Here is a 16,213-nt window from a genome sequence, read left to right on the forward strand (position 1 = left end):
GGGGCTGAGGTCCGCGTGCGCGGTCAGCTGTGACGGCCGAGGGCTGAGGTTCGCCTGCGCGGACGGCGGTGACGGACTAGAGGCGGCGGTGGAACTGGCGGGAGGAGGAGATGGCGCCTGAGGTGGTGGCGGTGAAGGTGGTCATGGAGGCGGCGAAGTTGGACAGGTCCCACTCGGCGGGGCCGTGGTACCAGTACAGGGTGTCGGCCTGGTGGCCGTTGCCGTTGATGGAGGCGACGACCCGGGCCCAGTGGTCGACGGTGTCGAAGACCACGGCGTACGGCAGGTAGCGCGAGAAGAGCTCCACCCGCTGGGCCGGGTCGACGTCGCCGATCTCGCCGGTGGTGAGGTACTGGCGGAACCCGAGGGTGTGGGCCAGCGCGGCGGCACCCTTGCCGGTCTTGGCCGGCATGTACTGGCCGCCGACGGCGAGCGCGGCCCCGGCGATGATCAGGGCCAGGCCGAGGAGGCCGTAGGTGGTGAACCACGCGAGCAGGACGGTGGCGGCCACGCCGAGGAACGTGACGAGGACGCCGAGGGTGGTCCAGCGGGTGCGGACGGCGTCGGGACGGCGCGCGAACCAGCCCTGGCGCACCACGTCGCGGTACAAGGCGTCGCGGACCTTGCCGAGACCGGCGGCGAAGGAGCCGTGGAGCTGGGACAGGAGGACGGTGTCACGGCCGTCGAAGATGGCGTTGTGGAGCGCGCGCTCGTAGTCGAGAAGCTCGTCCAGCGGCGGGCCGGACGTCTTGACCAGCAGCCAGTCGGGAGCGTCGTACGCGCCTCTCGGCTGCTCGTCGATGCGTAGATAGCCGCGGACGGCGAGGTCGACGACGGTGGCGGTGACGTCCACGACGTCGGCCTGCTCGTCGATCAGGGTGCCGATCTGGCCGGGCCGCACGCCGTCCGGCGGGGAGAAGTGACCGTTCTCGACGGCGGTGAGAGAGTCCGGCTCGCTGTGCACGGCGCGCGCGTCACGGCCGCGCGTCCAGTAAAGGACGGCGAGGCCGCCGAGCAGCAGCACCAGTAGGCCGGCCAGCGCTCCGCCGGTGACGGTGTCGAGGGTGAAGGCGCTCGCCAGGTCGAAACGGTGCGAAAGGATCGGCGCGCCGCCGGTGGCGCCGGAAGGGAAGCCCGCCACGACGGTGAACGTCTGGCCCGCCGGAAGGTCCTGCTGCTCGAATTCCGCGCGGGTCCCGCCTTCGTCCATGGACACCGACGTGCACCCGATGGCGGACGTCAGGTCGCCGGCGAAACACGACAGGCTCTGCAGCGGCGCCGGACCGGCCAGCGTGACCAGCGCGGCTTCGACCGGCGCGTCCCACCCGTCGGCGGCGAACCACCGCAGCTCCTCGCCGCCGCTGATGGGGGTGACGGCGCCTGCCACGTCGTACTCGAACGTGGCCTTGCCGTTCCCCGAGGGGGTGATGGTGTCCCCCGACAGGGTGCCGTCCCCCTTGAAGCCGGTGACGCGGTACAGCCGGTCGTTGGCGTCGTCGTGGCGCACCCGGGTGAGCAGGGTGCGGCTGACCTGGCCGGTGTAGGCGATCTGCTCCTTGACGTGCAGCACTCCGCCGGGCCGCAGCTCCATAGTCATGGTGGTGCGGCTGATCCGGCCGGCCGCGGCGGACGCGGAGGCGGCGGAAGGCGCGGCGAGCACGGGAAGGACCGCGAGCACGGCCACGGGGGCGAGCCGACGGAGAAGATCCATCATGGGCCGTCAGCCTAGCGGCCGGATGTGACACGGCGCCGGGGGATGAGGGGCACCTGTGGACAACCTGTGATCAGTGGCGGCGCGGGATCACCAGGGGCCGTACGGGCCGCTCGAACCGCTGCCGCCCCGGCCGATCTCGTTCACGGCCGGCTTGACGTCGGCGAGGTAGATGCCGGAGCCGATGACCGACGCGATCACGAAGATGCTCAGCGTCGGAAGGTACTGCACGACGGCCGCGAAGGAGAAGAGCGTGGCGAAGGCCAAGATGAGCAGCCAGATCTGCTTCTTGAGCTTGCCCGCCACGGCGAAGGCGCGCGCGGGGGTGCGCACGGCGTGCACCAGGGCCCAGACGCACAGGCCGAGTGCCCCGAGGGCGAGCACCCAGAAAATGAGATCCAGGACTCCGTGGATCTGGAACATCGACGTCTCCCAGGGGTATATGGCCTGCCGGTGTTCAGCCTAGCTCGGACGGCGGTCATTCCGGTGCGCGTGCAGGGACGGGACCGGCCGTAACCGGACGAACGGCTACGGCCCGTCCGGAGTTCCGGACGGGCCGTGCGATGTGTCGAAATCTAGGCCTTGGACCCGGTGGTGCGCGCCGGCTTCCTGGCCGTGGTGGTCTTCGGACGGGTGGCCGCCGGCGGCTCGGCGGCGGTGGAGGCCTCCTGCAGTTCCAGCGCGGCCTCCCCGGTGACCCGGCTGACGACCTTGCGGCCGCGGCTCGCGAACTGGTCGTAGAGCAGGCCGGCCTTGCCGGCGAGCTGGTCGGCGTACACCTTGGCGAGGTTGGGCAGGTCCTTGGCCACGGACTCGGCCTTCACCTGCACGTTGCCGGCGTAGCGCCGGGCCATGGTCGGCAGTTCGCGCGCGACCTCGCGCACCTCGCCGCGCCGGGACTGCAGACGCTGGATCTGCTCCGGCAGCTCGCGCAGCTTCTCGACCGCGAAGTCGCCGGCGCCGGCGACGGCGTAGAACGGCTTGGAGTCCGTCAGTTTCTTGACCTCGGCGTTGAGAGCCATGGGTTAACCTTCCTTGGGTTCGGTTTGAACACGGCCGTTCCGCGCCGCGCGCGAGGAGGCGGCATCCTCCTCGGCGTGGTTCGCGCCGGTCCCGCGAGACTCCGGCTCCGGCGGGGTGTGAACGAAATCCCCGTCCGGCGCCGGGGCCTCGGCGCGGTTCTCCTTGCGGAACGATTCGTATATGTCGATGAGCACCTGTCGTTGACGTTCGGACAGGTGCGGGTCGGTACGTACCGCGGCGAGCACGTCGCTGTCGGGCACGCGGTCGTCCATGAGACCCGCCTGCACGTACAGCGCCTGGGACGAGATGCGCAGTCCCTTGGCGATCTGGTTGAGGATCTCCGCGCTCGGCTTGCGCAGGCCGCGCTCGATCTGGCTCAGGTAGGGGTTGGACACCCCTGCCTGGCTGGCGAGCTGGCGCAGCGAGATCTTCGCCTGCTTCCGCTGGTCGCGGATGTACTCGCCGATCGAGCCGACCTTCGGTAGTTCCATGGCTCCAGTCTGCCGCATGATGCTTGCAATTGCAAACGCTGCGGCTAACACCAGCAAGCGCCGGTGACGGTCACCCCGGATAGACCCACAGGAACGGCGCCGACACCGACAGAAGCACAGAGAACGTCACCAGCCCGTACCGGAAGCGCCTCGGCAGCGCCGCACCGGGCTTGACCAGGCGATTGACCCGCGCCATGACCTGCTCGCCTCCCGCGCCGAGCGCGCCGCTAGGCGCCGGCAAGGTGCCGGCGGTGCCGAACCGCAGCAGCGCCGTGGCGAGTCGCCGCGCCGAGCAGTAACGGCGCGCGCGGTCGTCGGCGGCCATCTCGACCAGCAGGGCCACCGAGGAGTGCGCGTCACGCACCACGCCGAGCCACGGCAGCGCGCGGGTGAGCGCGGTGAACGGCAGCAGCACCAGGTCGTGCCGCTCGCGCGCGTGCGCGGCCTCGTGCGCGAGCACCGCCGACAGCTCGTCCTGGCTGAGCAGCGACAACGTGCCGGCGCTCACCACGACCTCGGACCGCAGGCCCGGCAGGCAGTACGCGGTGGCGCCGGGGTGGTCGAGGACCCGCACCCCCGGCACCCCGGGGTCCTCACGGGAGATCAGCGACAGCAGCACCCGGTGGCGCCGCCGCGCGAGCAGCGTCTGCGCACCGGCCGCGAGCAGCACCGACACCAGCACGCCGAGCAGCGTCAGCCCCGCGATCAGCGCGGCCACGCGGGGAAGGTCGTGCGGCAGCACCGCCCCCTGCGCCGTGCCGGACGAGAGCGCCGAGTCGGCGTAGGCGTGCAGGCCGAACACCACGCCGCCGCCGTAGGGGGCCAGAGCGTACGCCAGCAGCGCGCCGACGCTCGCGAGGCCCCAGGTCACGCCGAGCGACTGCCACAGCAGGATCGCCGCACGCGGGGTGCGCCAGGGCCAGCGCGCGAACGTCAGCCGCCACGCGCCAACCGCGCACGCCATGGCGAGCGCGGTCAGGACGGCGGCGGCGATCACTCTTCTTCCAGCTCCGTGAGTGCTTTGCGCAGGATCTCGGCCTCGGAGCCGGAGACCGTCTGCGCGAAACGGGTGAGCGCCGCGGAGCGGTCTCCGGTCATGTCCAAGGCTTCCAGCATAAGCTCGGCGACGTACGCGTCGCGGCCGGCCACCGGTTCGTACCGCCAGGCGCGGCCGTCGCGGGTGCGGCGAAGGAATCCTTTACGCGTGAGCCGGTCCAGGACGGTCATGACCGTGGTCGGCGCGAGGTCGCGGTCGGCGATGAGGCGGCCGACCTCTCGTGCGGTCAGAGGGGCTTTCTGGGCCCACAAGATGTCCATGACGCTGCGTTCAAGCTCACCGAGACCCTTCACGCCGACAAGCCTACCTTGGGTAGTACTACGTCGTGTAGAGGACCGGCGCCACCGCGGTCCAGGGCACGGTGACCTCCCCCAGCCGCCACCTGCGCTGGCCTCCGAGCGGTGGTGTGGCCGCCACCGGCCAGGCGCCGGCGAGCCGTTCCACCGCCGCCGTCCACCGGGCCCGCATGCCGTAGGCGCCGTACGGCGCCGCCACCTGCCAGCAGTGCTCGAAGTCCCGCAGGAAGGCGTGCACCGGTTCCCCCGGCACGTTCCGGTGGATCAGGGTTTTCGGCAGCCGTTCCGCCAGATCGGCCGGGCTGCCGAACCCCGCGAGGCGTGCCGCCAGCGTCACCGTGCGCGGCCCCGCGGCGTCCAGCGCCACCCACGACGCGCGGTGGCCGACCTCGGAGCACGTGCCCTCCACGATCACACCGTGCGGCGCCAGCCGGGAACGCAGCAGGTCCCACGCCGCGAAGGCCCGCGCCTCGTCGTACTGCCGTAGCACGTTGAAGGCCCGCACGATCAGCGGCGGCCGGTCCACCGGCAGCTCGAACCCGCCGTACGCGAACGACAACCCCGGCCGCTGGTACGGCCGCGCCGCCGCCACCCGCACCGGGTCGATCTCGACCCCCACGACCTCGACGTCCGGCCGGACGCGCCGCAGCCGCCAGAACAGCTCGGTCGTGGTGACGTGGGACGCGCCGTACCCGAGGTCGACGACCAGAGGACGCTCGGCCGACACCAGCAGCGAGCCGTACACGGCGGTGAGGAAGCGGTCGGCGCGCCGCAGCCGGTTGTGTCCCGTGGTGCCTCGGGTGATCTCGCCGGACGGCCGGCCGGTCCGTGCGCGCACGCGGTGACCCTCAGGTGACCCGGTGGACCTTGTGCTGCGCGGCCTGCGCGCGCGGCCTGATCACCAGCCGGTCGATGTTGACGTTCCACGGCCGGGTGACGCACCAGGCGATGGCGTCGGCCACGTCGTCGGCGCTCAGCGGCCCCGGCACCCCTTCGTACACCCGCTCGGCGCTCTCGGCGTCCCCCCGGAACCGGGTGAGTGAGAACTCCTCGGTGTGCACCATGCCAGGAGCGATCTCGACGACACGCACGGGCTCTCCGCACAGTTCCAGCCGCAACGTCTCGGCCATGGAGGTCTGCGCGTGCTTGGCCGCGACGTACCCGCCGCCTCCCTCGTAGGCGACCAGTCCGGCGACCGACGTGAGCAGCACCAGCACGCCGTCCCCCGACGCGATCAGCCTGGGGAGCAGCGCCTTGGTCATGCGCAGCGACCCCAGCACGTTGACCTCGTACATGCGCCGCCAGTCGTCCACCTGGCCCTCGGCGACCGGTTCGAGCCCGATGGCGCCGCCGGCGTTGTTGACCAGCACGTCGCAGCGGTCCAGCGTGGCGGCGAAGGCGGCGACCGACTCGTCGGAGGTGACGTCGAGCGTGGCGGGACGGATCGACGGCACCTCGGCGGCCAGCTTGTCCAGCCGGTCCCCGCGCCGCGCCGCCGCGACCACGTCGAAGCCCTCGGCGGCGAGCCGCCGCGCGGTCGCCTCCCCGATGCCGCTGCTCGCGCCGGTCACCACCGCTGTCCTCGTCATCGCCTGTCCTCACCGTTCACGGTCGTGTCCGGGGAGCCCGCCGCGTCCCCGCAGGCAATCCTGCCAGCGTCGCGGCGGTGGCGTCGCGCGAGGTCGGTACGCCGGAATTCGGGGAATCTACCGGACTATCCACCGGTTATAACCGGTTTGGAGGTGGTGTCAGGTGGCGGGAACGCCGCTCGTGCCCAGCGTGAGACGGGTCGCGACGATCAGTATGCATACTTCACCGCTGGACCAGCCGGGCACCGGCGACGCGGGGGGGATGAACGTCTACATCGTCGAGGTGGCCAAACGCCTCGCGGGCCGCGGCGTGGAGGTCGAGATCTTCACCAGGCAGACCTGCAGGGATCTGCCGCCGACCGTCGAGCTCGTGCCGGGGGTGACGGTGCGCCATGTGACCGCCGGACCGTACGAGGAACTCGACAAAGGTGACCTTCCCAGCCAGCTGTGCGGCTTCCTGTCCGGTGTGCTGCGCACCGAGGCGGCGTACGACCCGGGCCGCTACGACGTGATCCACTCGCACTACTGGCTGTCCGGCCAGGTCGGCTGGCTCGCTAAGGAGCGGTGGGGTGTGCCGCTCGTCCACACCATGCACACCATGGCCAAGGTCAAGAACCTCCTGCTCGCGCGCGGCGACAAACCCGAGCCGGTGGTGCGGGTGCTCGGCGAGGAACAGGTGGTGGAGGTCGCCGACCGCCTGGTCGCCAACACCGCCACCGAGGCCGGCGAGCTGATCGACCTGTACGGCGCTCCTGCCTCGCGGGTCGAGGTGGTCAATCCCGGCGTCAGTCTCCAGGTGTTCAAACCCGGGTCCAAGCCCGAGGCCCGCGCGCGGCTCGGCCTGCCGCACGACGCGTACGTCATGCTGTTCGTCGGCCGCATCCAGCCGCTCAAGGGCCCGGACGTGCTGCTCAAGGCCGCCGCGCGCATGGTCGCCGAGGACCCCGCGCTGCGGTCGCGGCTGCTGGTGGCGTTCGTCGGCGGACTCAGCGGCAACGGCCTCGCCAGGCCGTCCCACCTGACCGACCTCGCCGCGGCGCTCGGCATCGGCGACATCGTCAGGGCCGCGCCGCCGGCGCCGCAGCACGAGCTCGCCGACTGGTACCGCGCGGCCGACGTGACCGCCGTGCCGTCGTACAACGAGTCGTTCGGCCTGGTCGCGCTGGAGTCGCAGGCCTGCGGCACACCGGTCGCCGCGGCGTCCGTCGGCGGCCTGCGCACGGCCGTACGGGACGGCGTCTCCGGCACGCTCATCGAGGGGCACGACCCGCGGGTGTGGGCCGGGGCTCTGCGGACGCTGGCCGACCGGCCCGCGTGGCGCGGGGTGCTCGGCAGGGGGGCCAGGGACCACGCCGCGGCGTTCGGCTGGTCGGCCACCGCGGGCCGCCTGCTTGAGGTGTACGAGTCCACCATCCGGCTGGCGCGCGCGCGGGTGGCGGCCGGTCTCTGACCGGCCCCGTGTGGAGTCCCCGGGCCGTACTCCTGATACACCTGGTCGTCCGGGGTAGTCACGCGGGAGTGAAGGACATGGATCACGAAGCCGTCGTCGAAGCCGCGCTCAAGTCCGCCGAGGTCACCTACGAGCATCCACGTCCCGGCGCGTTCCTGGTGCGCCTGCCGGGACAGCACAAGCTGGCCACCATGACCTGGCTCACCGTCACCGACCAGGCGCTGCTCGTCGAGGCGTTCTTCTGCCGCAGGCCCGACGAGAACCACACCGAGTTCTACCGATGGCTGCTCAACAAGAACGGTTCCATGTACGGCGTTCACTTCGCGCTGGATTCCATGGGGGACGTGCATCTGGTGGGCCGCCTGCCGCTGTCGGCGGTGTCCGCGGAGGAGATCGACCGGCTGCTCGGCTGCGTCCTCACCTACGCCGACGAGTGGTTCGACCGGGCCTTGGAGCTGGGGTTCGCCTCCTCCATCCGCCGCGAATGGGATTGGCGGGTGAAACGCGGCGAATCCCTCGCCAACCTGCGGGCCTTCGCCGGCATCGTCGAGCGGGACCGGCGCGAGAACGGGCCCCCGGCCACACCCTAAGCTTGGGCCCATGGCGACTTTGGTGCTATTGCGGCATGGCGAGAGCGAATGGAACGCGAAAGGCCTTTTCACCGGCTGGGTCGACGTCTCGCTCTCGACGACGGGTGAAGAGGAGGCCCGCCGCGGCGGCCGTCTGCTGCTCGACACGGGGGTGCGTCCCGACGTCGTGCACACCTCGGTGCTCACCCGTGCGATCCAGACGGCGAACATCGCGCTCGGCGCCGCCGACCTGCTGTGGCTGCCGGTCACGCGGTCCTGGCGGCTCAACGAGCGCCACTACGGCGCTCTGCAGGGCAAGGACAAGGCGCAGACCCGCGAGGAGTTCGGCGACGAGCAGTTCATGCTGTGGCGCCGCTCCTACGACGTGCCGCCGCCGCCCCTGCCGGACGACGACGAGTACTCCCAGGCCGGCGACCTCCGCTACGCGGGGCTGCCGCCTGAGCTGCTGCCGCGCACCGAGTGCCTGAAGGACGTCGTCGGCCGCATGCTGCCGTACTGGTACGACAGCATCGTCCCCGACCTCGCCGCCGGCCGCACCGTGCTGGTGGTCGCGCACGGCAACTCGCTGCGCGCGCTGGTCAAACACCTCGACGGCATCTCCGACGAGGCGATCGCCAAGCTCAACATCCCCACCGGCATCCCGCTGCGGTACGAGCTCGACGCCGGCTTCAAGCCCGTCGTGGCCGGCGGCGAGTACCTCGACCCCGAGGCCGCCAAGGCCGCGGCCGAGGCCGTGGCCAACCAGGGCCGCTGACCGAAACGAAATGACAAGGGGGCGCGGCCGGTGGCCGCGCCCCCATCTATGTGAACGTCCCTCGCCAGGAGAGGGCCGGTGGACGTCCCCTCACTCCGACGGGTCGGGGTCCCTGCTGCCGGTGACCAGGTACACCACGTCACGCGCCACCCGGACCGCGTGGTCGGCGTACCGCTCGTAGTACCGGCCGGTCAGCGTGATGTCGATCGCCGGCTCGATGCCGTGCGACCAGTTCTTGGACAGCAGCACACGGAACAACCGCCGGTGCAGGCGGTCCATCTCGTCGTCGTCGGTCTCCAGCTCCTTGGCCAGCTCGATGTCCTGGCCGACGATGCAGGCGCCGGTCTTGGTCACCAGCCGCTCGGCGATCTGCCCCATCTCGAGGATGGTGTCGCGCACCTCGGCGGGGATCGCCGACTCGGGGTGGCGCATCCGGGCGATCTTCGCCACGTGCTCGGCGAGGTCACCCATCCGCTCCAGGTCGCTGCCCATCCGCAGCGCCGTGATGGCCGTACGCAGGTCGACCGCCACCGGCTGCTGCGTGGCCATGAGCTCGTAGATCGAGGACTCCAGGCCGGCGTGGATCCTGTCCACCTCGGCGTCCTGGGAGATGACGCTCTCCGCGAGCTGCAGGTCGGCGTCGATCAGCGCCGTGGTGGCCCTCGACATGGCGGAACGGACCAGGCGGGTCATCTCCACCAGGCGGTCGGTGAGAGCGTTGAGTTCGTCGTGGAAAGCGTCGCGCATGGCGCTCACGCTACGCGCGCGATCGTGAACGAACTTCGTCCAGCAGATGAACTCTGCTGGAAAGGGACGTCTCGGGGTACCGGTCCAGCAGGTCAGGCCGCCTACCATCGAAAGCGTGAGTGAGATCGTGACGAGCCTGGCGGCGCTGGCGGGGTTCGTCGTCGGGGCGATCGCGATGATGGCGGTTCGCTCGCGCGACAAACATCCCGCCATGACCGGCGAAGCCGCAGAGAACGCACTTCCCCAAGGTGTGGCGTCCGTGCTCGCCGTGCTGCCGTCGTCGGCGGTCGTGCTCGGCCGCGACGACCGCGTGCTGCGCGCGAGCTCCGCGGCCCGAGCGTTCGGCCTGGTCAAAGGCGACCAGCTCACCGCCGCCGAGCTGATGGCCCTCGCACGTCAGGTGCGGCGCAGCGGCGAGATCCGCGAAAGCGAGATCGAGGTCGCCGGCAACAGGTTCGGCGTCGAGCCCACGACGTTCGCCGTACGGGTGGCGCCGCTCGGCTCGCACGGCCAGGTGCTGGTGCTCGCCGAGGACCAGACCGAGCGCCGCCGCGTCGAGGCCGTGCGCCGCGACTTCGTCGCCAACGTCAGCCACGAGCTCAAGACCCCCGTCGGCGCGCTCAGCCTGCTCGCCGAGACCGTGCAGGACGCCGCCGACGACCCCGTCGCGGTGACCCGCTTCGCCGGCCGCATGCAGCACGAGGCGGCACGGCTGACGTACCTCGTGCAGGACCTGATCACCCTGTCCCGCATCCAGGGCGGCGAACCCATCCCCACCCCGAGCCGCGTGCCGGTGGACGAAGTGGTGCACGAGGCCATCGACCGCTGCGGCACCCGCGCGAGCGCCAAGGAGATCGCGCTGGTGGCCGGCGGCACCGAGGGCCTGAGCGTGTGGGGGGACGACGAACTGCTCGTCACCGCGCTGCGCAACCTCATCGACAACGCCGTCGCCTACAGCCCCGAGAACACCAGGGTCGTGGTGTGCGCGCGGGCCAAGGGTGACAACACCGTCGAGGTCAGCGTCAGCGACCAGGGCATCGGCATCCCGGAGAGTTCCCTGGAGCGCATCTTCGAACGTTTCTTCCGCGTGGACCCCGCGAGGTCCCGCGCGACAGGCGGCACCGGTCTCGGTCTCGCCATCGTCAAGCACGTCGCCGTGGCGCACAACGGCGAGGTGACGGTCTGGAGCAAGGAAGGCTCGGGCTCCACCTTCACCCTTCGTCTACCGGCCTTCGGCGGCGCGGCGGTGGCCGCGTCGAGCACAACTCATCCCCTGGAGGCCGCTCAGTGACCCGCGTGCTCGTCGTCGAGGACGAAGAGTCGTTCTCGGACGCCTTGTCCTACATGCTCCGCAAGGAAGGGTTCGAGGTCGCGGTGGCGACCACCGGGCCCGAGGCACTGGACACCTTCGATCGCAACGGCGCCGACCTGGTGCTGCTCGACCTGATGCTCCCCGGCCTGCCAGGCACCGAGGTGTGCCGTTCGCTGCGGCAGCGGTCCAAGGTGCCGGTCATCATGCTGACCGCCAAGGACAGCGAGATCGACAAGGTCGTGGGGCTGGAGCTCGGCGCCGACGACTACGTCACCAAGCCGTTCTCCTCACGTGAGCTGGTGGCCCGCATCCGCGCCGTACTGCGGCGGCAGGGCGACGTCGAGGAGATCGAGTCGGCGGTGCTGACCGCGGGGCCGGTGCGCATGGACGTCGACCGGCACATCGTCGCGGTCCGCGGCCGTCCCGTGCAGCTTCCGCTGAAGGAGTTCGAGCTGCTTGAGGTGCTGCTGCGCAACGCCGGCCGGGTGCTGACCCGCGGGCAGCTGATCGACCGCGTGTGGGGGGCCGACTACGTGGGGGACACCAAGACGCTGGACGTCCACGTGAAGCGGCTCAGGGCCAAGGTGGAGTCCGACCCGTCCAACCCGCGGTGCATCCTCACCGTGCGAGGGCTCGGCTACAAGTTCGATCCCACGGAGGCCTAGAACGAATCGGGGCCTCCCACCTCTCGTACGGAGAGAGGGGGAGGCCCTTCGTCGTTCTCGTGCCGCTGTGGTGCGGCTCAGGGGGTCGTGGAGGCCTCGGCCGTGGGGCTGGCGCTCGTCTCGGCCGGGGCGGTGGCGGACGGCGTCGGCGCGGCGCTCGGCGCGGGGGACAGGCTGCTGAACTCGCGGCTGCGGGTGATCACCGGGACGGTCATGGTGATGTTCCCCGCGTTGGTGAAGCTGAGGGTCAGCGCCATGGTCTCGCCGCCGAGCAGTTCCTTCTGCGTGCCTTCCACGACGAACTTGGACGCCGGCATGCCGGTGTTGACCAGCTGGCCCGGCGGCAGCGTGAGCGGGCCGGGGGCCGTGACCTTCGCGCCGGCCTGACCGGCCACAGTGATGCCGTTCAGGGTGTCAGGCGCCGTTCCGTAGTTCACCATGGAGAGATACAGGGGCAGCGAGCCGCCGGCCGGGATGCGCTTCCCCGAGTCAGGGCCGAGGAGGAAAGCTTGCGGGATCTTGATGCCGTTCCTGCCGTACGTCTTGGCGGAGCCGCTGCTGTCCATCAGCACGCCGGCCTCGGTCGGAGCGTAGGCGTTGCTGGTGTTCGCGTCGGGCCCGGCGCCGCACGCGGCCAGCGCCGGGGACAAGGCGAGCAGCGCGGTGACGACGGTCACCCGGCGACGGCTGGTGCTGGTCACTGTTCGGGGTCTCCTTGGTGCACACGGGTATGGCCAGGGGCCCACCTTATCGGCGTCCGCCGTCCCTCCTGCAGTCACCCCGGGGGCGTCGCGAGGCTCGTCGGGGTGCAGGTCACCGGGGGTTTTTCCGAGACGGATTCACATCCCCGTGCAGTTGTCAAGTCCCAAATGGAGGCTTTGACCTGCAGTTATGTTGATTTCACTGTTCCGGGAGGGGACTGACGCGTGGTATCCTGGAGTACAGCGGAAGGGGTACTTGTCACATGACTTTCCAGGTCGGCGACACTGTCGTCTACCCCCACCACGGGGCTGCTCGAATCGAAGCCATCACGACCCGCACCATCAAGGGCGAGGACAGAACCTATCTGGTGCTGAAGGTCGACAAGGGCGACCTTACCGTTCAGGTGCCGGCGGACAACGCCGAGCTCGTCGGTGTGCGTGACGTTGTAGGCCAGGAAGGCCTGGAGCGTGTCTTCGATGTGCTGCGCATGCCGCACACAGAAGAGCCCACCAACTGGTCCCGCCGTTACAAGGCCAACCTTGAGAAGCTTGCCTCCGGCGATGTCAACAAGGTTGCCGAGGTGGTGCGCGACCTCTGGCGGCGCGACAAGGAGCGCGGTCTGTCGGCCGGCGAGAAGCGCATGCTCGCCAAGGCCAGGCAGATACTGGTCAGCGAGCTCGCCCTCGCTGAGAAGACCAACGAGGACAAGGCGGAAGCCCTCCTCGACGAGGTCCTGAACTCCTGAACACACCATCACTGCCTAGGGTGGGCATCGGCGTCGATGTCCACCCTTTCGCATCCGGCCGTGACCTCCATCTCGCCGGCCTTCACTGGCCCGGCGAGACAGGCCTGTCCGGCCACTCCGACGGCGACGCCGCCGCACACGCCTGCTGCGACGCCTTGCTCTCCGCAGCCGGCCTGGGCGACCTAGGCGCGCTCTTCGGCACCGCCGACCCCCGATGGTCCGGCGCCTCCGGTGTAACCCTCCTGGAGGAAACCGCCCGCCACGTAAGAGCCGCCGGCTTCACCATCGGCAACGTAGCCGTACAAATCATCGGCAACCGCCCCAAATTGGCCCCCCGCCGACCCGAAGCCGAAAAAGCCCTGACCACCGCCGTCGGCGCTCCTGTCTCCATAAGCGCCACCACAACCGACGGCCTGGGCCTGACCGGCCGCAACGAAGGCATAGCCGCCATCGCCACCGCCCTGGTCCTCTAACCCCCCAACACCGTCCTGGTCCTCTACCTCCCAACACCACCCCGCCACCGGCGTTCTCTCCCACTCCTAGCCCTCCCTTTCGATGTGCTCTCGGTCCGCTCTCACTCCGTGCGGCATCCGACCTTTGCCATCTCGCACGGCCCTCGCCTCATCCCGCACGACACCCGTCCGTCGCCGAAGCGGTGGGACGTGTACGGCGAATCCGCTCTCACTCCGTGCGGCGTCCGACCTTTGCCATCTCGCACGGCACTCGCCTCATCCCGCACGGCACTTGTCCGGCGCCGAAGCGGTGGGACGTGGTACGGCGAATCCGGCGCCGTCGTACGGTGGTCCACCCGGCGGACGGTCATACGTGCGGCGCAAGGTAAGGGTTCCGTGGCGGTGTCGGCACCATCCGGCGGTGCTCGCCATACGTCGTACTAGCAGGATCCCGGGCGGCTGCACCCCGACTCGTGAATCCCCTTCGGACGGCGTGTCCCGCGGACCGGCGCGGGTGCGTGGGGCCGCCGTTCGATTTCTTTACCTTCCTGACCTGCGGATTTAAAATTTCCAGGAATAGTCCTCCAAGACGGGGTAGCCATCTGTTCAGCGTGAAGGTGCGACCCTCACAGGGGAGGCTCAATATGACCATCGAAACCATCCTCGGCGCGATTGTGATCGGCGCGATCATCGGTGCGCTCGGCCGCCTGGTTCTTCCTGGCCGCCAGCCCATCGGATGGCTGCTGACCATCGTCGTCGGCATCGTCGCTGCCCTGATCGGCACGGCGATCGCCCAGGTGCTCGGCGTGGCCACTACAGACGGCATCGACTGGATCGAACTGGTTCTCCAGGTCGTCCTCGCCGTCGTGGGTGTCGGCCTTGTCGCCGGCCTCCGCGGTCGCACCAGGGTCTGACAAGGCAACTCGACACAGGTGGCCACAGCTGCCATCGCCCACTGAGCAAGGCCCGTCCGGCACCCGCCGGGCGGGCCTTCGCGTTGTGGCGTGACAGATCCGTGGATCCACCCGGTCCCCGAGGACCGTCACTCCTCCGGAGGCAGCGGCGTGCTGCGCATACGTCCGGACGGCGGGGCGGCCGCCTCCTCCGCGGGGTGGGGCCGACGCTGAGCAGGACCGGCTTCGTCCTGGACGGCGATCTCCTCGGGTTCGGCCACCCACGCGCCGTGCGCCGGGTCAGGCTCCTGTCCGGTGGCAGGCAACCGCGGGGACTCCTCACGGAGGTTGGGGTACGGCTGTGTGTCGCGGTCCACCTCGGCCGGGGTCGGCTCGGGGTCGCGCTCGTCGTCCCGCTCCACGTAGCGGCCGGGATCGTACTCGTCCGCACCGGTGAACGCCGGATACGGCTGAGTGCCGACGTCCTCAGACGACGGAAGCGGATGTACCAGTACGTCACCGCTGGCAGGACGGACGAGGTCACCCCACCGGAGCGGAGCGTCGGGCTCGCGGCGCCGTGGCTCAGGCACCAGCGGCTGGTCCTTGAGCGGCTCGGGACTCTCCGGCACGGGTGTCCGGCCGGCCGGCGGCTCGGGGCTGTGCGCGACAGGTGTGCGGCCGGCCGGTGGTGCGGGGTCATCAAGCACAGGTGTCCGCTCGGGATCTGTCACGACAGGTGTCCGGCGGGCCGGCTCAGGGTTCTGCGGCGCGGGTGTCCGGTCGACCGGCGGTGTCTCAGGCGCGGGAGTCGGCCCGACCACCGGCTCGGCCTCGGGAAGTTGCCGCGCCACAGCCTCACGCTCCTCAGGGGTGACGGACTCCTCAAGAGGAGGCGCCAGCTCAGGGGCTCTGATCGCGACCGCCTCGTCGGGAACAGGCGACGGCTCACGGTCCCTGGTCGAGAGGGGCTCGGCGGTGGTCCGCTCCACACCGAACGGCACGAGATCCGCGTCGGACTCGCCGCCGGCCGCTCGCGGGGCCCGTACGGAGAGCAGCAGCAGCCACAGGCCGAGCACCACCATGACCCAGGGCGCGATGGCCACGGTCACGGCGGCCGCACGGGAATCGACGACGGCCCCGGTGGCCACGACCGTGTTGGCCGTCGCGGCGGCCACGATCAGCACGGCGAGCACGACCCCGGCCTGCAGCCGCGCGGCCCAGCCCCGGGTCCGCAGCAGGAAGACACTGATCAGGGCGACCACGAGCAAGGCGGCGAAGCCCGCCGGGTAGAGGTACGCCAGATCGGTCCGGGCCCCGCCGGTGACGGCGAGTGAGCGCAGGGGCTCGAACGAGAGCGTGCAGGCGGCGGCGGCGAGTGCGGCGACGGCCAGCACGGCGACGGCGGTCCCGGTACGGCGCAGCGCGAGCGCGATCCGGCTCGGCGGCGTGGCGAGAACGGGTGCGGCGGGGGTGGCGGAACGACGGGCCGGCTGGCCCGCCGTCAGCGGAGGGGTGACGTCCATGGCCCTTCGAAGCCTACAGAATCGCCGCAGCCCCGGCCGTCGGCCGCGCCGGTAGGGCCGCCGCGAGGGGCCGTGACGGCCGCTTGCGGACGCGCCACGACCACTGTTTCGGACCGGTCAAGCAACCCGGTAAATGTCGCAAAGAGGCATATATTCTCCGGGGCAAGTCGCCCTTCGCCGGAGAAGACACACACTCACGCGGCCAGGGAGAAA

Annotated in this window: 19 protein-coding genes; 8 read left to right on the plus strand and 11 right to left on the minus strand. The window is 70.6% G+C overall.

Features of this window, described 5'->3' with window-relative positions; genetic code table 11:
- Positions 1–76: 76 nt before the first annotated feature.
- The 8 genes from BJ992_RS05690 to BJ992_RS05725 all read right to left on the minus strand — a co-directional run bounded on the left by BJ992_RS05690 (position 77) and on the right by BJ992_RS05725 (position 6,167).
- Complete coding sequence (locus tag BJ992_RS05690; RefSeq protein WP_184978882.1) at positions 77–1,714, minus strand: DUF2207 domain-containing protein; 1,638 nt, start codon at positions 1,712–1,714, stop codon at positions 77–79.
- An 87-nt stretch (positions 1,715–1,801) separates the two neighbouring features.
- On the minus strand, positions 1,802–2,134 hold the full coding sequence (locus BJ992_RS05695; protein WP_184978883.1) for a DUF2516 family protein: 333 nt from the start codon (positions 2,132–2,134) through the stop codon (positions 1,802–1,804).
- Between the two features lie 152 nt (positions 2,135–2,286).
- Positions 2,287–2,733: a hypothetical protein gene (locus tag BJ992_RS05700; protein WP_184978884.1), complete on the minus strand. Its 447-nt coding sequence runs from the start codon at positions 2,731–2,733 to the stop codon at positions 2,287–2,289.
- A gap of 3 nt (positions 2,734–2,736) precedes the next feature.
- Positions 2,737–3,225: a helix-turn-helix domain-containing protein gene (locus tag BJ992_RS05705; protein ID WP_184978885.1), complete on the minus strand. Its 489-nt coding sequence runs from the start codon at positions 3,223–3,225 to the stop codon at positions 2,737–2,739.
- Between the two features lie 70 nt (positions 3,226–3,295).
- Positions 3,296–4,222 carry a M48 family metalloprotease gene (locus BJ992_RS05710; protein WP_184978886.1) on the minus strand — a complete coding sequence of 309 codons (927 nt, stop codon included), beginning with the start codon at positions 4,220–4,222 and terminating at the stop codon, positions 3,296–3,298.
- Positions 4,219–4,575, minus strand: coding sequence for a BlaI/MecI/CopY family transcriptional regulator (locus tag BJ992_RS05715; protein WP_184978887.1), 357 nt, complete (start codon positions 4,573–4,575; stop codon positions 4,219–4,221). Before BJ992_RS05715 ends, BJ992_RS05710 begins: the two co-directional genes overlap by 4 nt.
- Before the next feature lie 25 nt (positions 4,576–4,600).
- On the minus strand, positions 4,601–5,416 hold the full coding sequence (locus BJ992_RS05720; RefSeq protein ID WP_184978888.1) for a class I SAM-dependent methyltransferase: 816 nt from the start codon (positions 5,414–5,416) through the stop codon (positions 4,601–4,603).
- A 10-nt stretch (positions 5,417–5,426) separates the two neighbouring features.
- Positions 5,427–6,167: an SDR family oxidoreductase gene (locus BJ992_RS05725; protein ID WP_184978889.1), complete on the minus strand. Its 741-nt coding sequence runs from the start codon at positions 6,165–6,167 to the stop codon at positions 5,427–5,429.
- A 181-nt stretch (positions 6,168–6,348) separates the two neighbouring features.
- Here BJ992_RS05725 and mshA point away from each other — a divergent pair, with 181 nt between their 5' ends.
- From mshA to BJ992_RS05740, 3 genes are all read left to right on the plus strand, one after another.
- The gene (gene mshA, locus BJ992_RS05730; RefSeq protein ID WP_425503643.1) at positions 6,349–7,617 is read left to right on the plus strand and encodes a D-inositol-3-phosphate glycosyltransferase; all 1,269 of its coding nucleotides are present in this window, start codon (positions 6,349–6,351) and stop codon (positions 7,615–7,617) included.
- A gap of 77 nt (positions 7,618–7,694) precedes the next feature.
- The gene (locus tag BJ992_RS05735; protein ID WP_184978891.1) at positions 7,695–8,207 is read left to right on the plus strand and encodes a type III secretion system chaperone family protein; all 513 of its coding nucleotides are present in this window, start codon (positions 7,695–7,697) and stop codon (positions 8,205–8,207) included.
- Between the two features lie 10 nt (positions 8,208–8,217).
- Positions 8,218–8,961 (plus strand): phosphoglyceromutase, encoded by a 744-nt coding sequence (locus BJ992_RS05740; protein WP_184978892.1) that lies wholly within the window; start codon positions 8,218–8,220, stop codon positions 8,959–8,961.
- 90 nt (positions 8,962–9,051) lie between these two features.
- Here BJ992_RS05740 and phoU read toward each other — a convergent pair whose 3' ends face one another.
- On the minus strand, positions 9,052–9,708 hold the full coding sequence (gene phoU, locus BJ992_RS05745; protein WP_184978893.1) for a phosphate signaling complex protein PhoU: 657 nt from the start codon (positions 9,706–9,708) through the stop codon (positions 9,052–9,054).
- Between the two features lie 178 nt (positions 9,709–9,886).
- Here phoU and BJ992_RS05750 point away from each other — a divergent pair, with 178 nt between their 5' ends.
- Positions 9,887–10,999 (plus strand): sensor histidine kinase, encoded by a 1,113-nt coding sequence (locus BJ992_RS05750; RefSeq protein WP_425503723.1) that lies wholly within the window; start codon positions 9,887–9,889, stop codon positions 10,997–10,999.
- Positions 10,996–11,685, plus strand: coding sequence for a response regulator (locus BJ992_RS05755; RefSeq protein WP_184978895.1), 690 nt, complete (start codon positions 10,996–10,998; stop codon positions 11,683–11,685). Before BJ992_RS05750 ends, BJ992_RS05755 begins: the two co-directional genes overlap by 4 nt.
- Positions 11,686–11,762: 77 nt before the next feature.
- Here BJ992_RS05755 and BJ992_RS05760 read toward each other — a convergent pair whose 3' ends face one another.
- Positions 11,763–12,386, minus strand: a complete 624-nt coding sequence (locus BJ992_RS05760; protein WP_343072509.1) for a copper chaperone PCu(A)C — start codon at positions 12,384–12,386, stop codon at positions 11,763–11,765.
- A gap of 263 nt (positions 12,387–12,649) precedes the next feature.
- On the opposite strand from BJ992_RS05760, the gene BJ992_RS05765 reads away from it, so the two are divergent.
- The 3 genes from BJ992_RS05765 to BJ992_RS05775 all read left to right on the plus strand — a co-directional run bounded on the left by BJ992_RS05765 (position 12,650) and on the right by BJ992_RS05775 (position 14,498).
- Positions 12,650–13,132, plus strand: a complete 483-nt coding sequence (locus tag BJ992_RS05765; protein WP_184978896.1) for a CarD family transcriptional regulator — start codon at positions 12,650–12,652, stop codon at positions 13,130–13,132.
- A 20-nt stretch (positions 13,133–13,152) separates the two neighbouring features.
- Positions 13,153–13,605 carry a 2-C-methyl-D-erythritol 2,4-cyclodiphosphate synthase gene (ispF, locus tag BJ992_RS05770; protein WP_184978897.1) on the plus strand — a complete coding sequence of 151 codons (453 nt, stop codon included), beginning with the start codon at positions 13,153–13,155 and terminating at the stop codon, positions 13,603–13,605.
- A gap of 623 nt (positions 13,606–14,228) precedes the next feature.
- Complete coding sequence (locus BJ992_RS05775) at positions 14,229–14,498, plus strand: GlsB/YeaQ/YmgE family stress response membrane protein (protein WP_184978898.1); 270 nt, start codon at positions 14,229–14,231, stop codon at positions 14,496–14,498.
- A 128-nt stretch (positions 14,499–14,626) separates the two neighbouring features.
- On the opposite strand, the gene BJ992_RS05780 is transcribed toward BJ992_RS05775, so the two are convergent.
- A complete protein-coding gene (locus tag BJ992_RS05780) occupies positions 14,627–16,000 on the minus strand; it encodes a DUF2637 domain-containing protein (RefSeq protein WP_184978899.1) in 1,374 nt (457 codons plus the stop codon).
- Between the last annotated feature and the right edge of the window lie 213 nt (positions 16,001–16,213).

The sequence above is a fragment of the Sphaerisporangium rubeum genome, from assembly GCF_014207705.1.
GTDB lineage: Bacteria > Actinomycetota > Actinomycetes > Streptosporangiales > Streptosporangiaceae > Sphaerisporangium > Sphaerisporangium rubeum.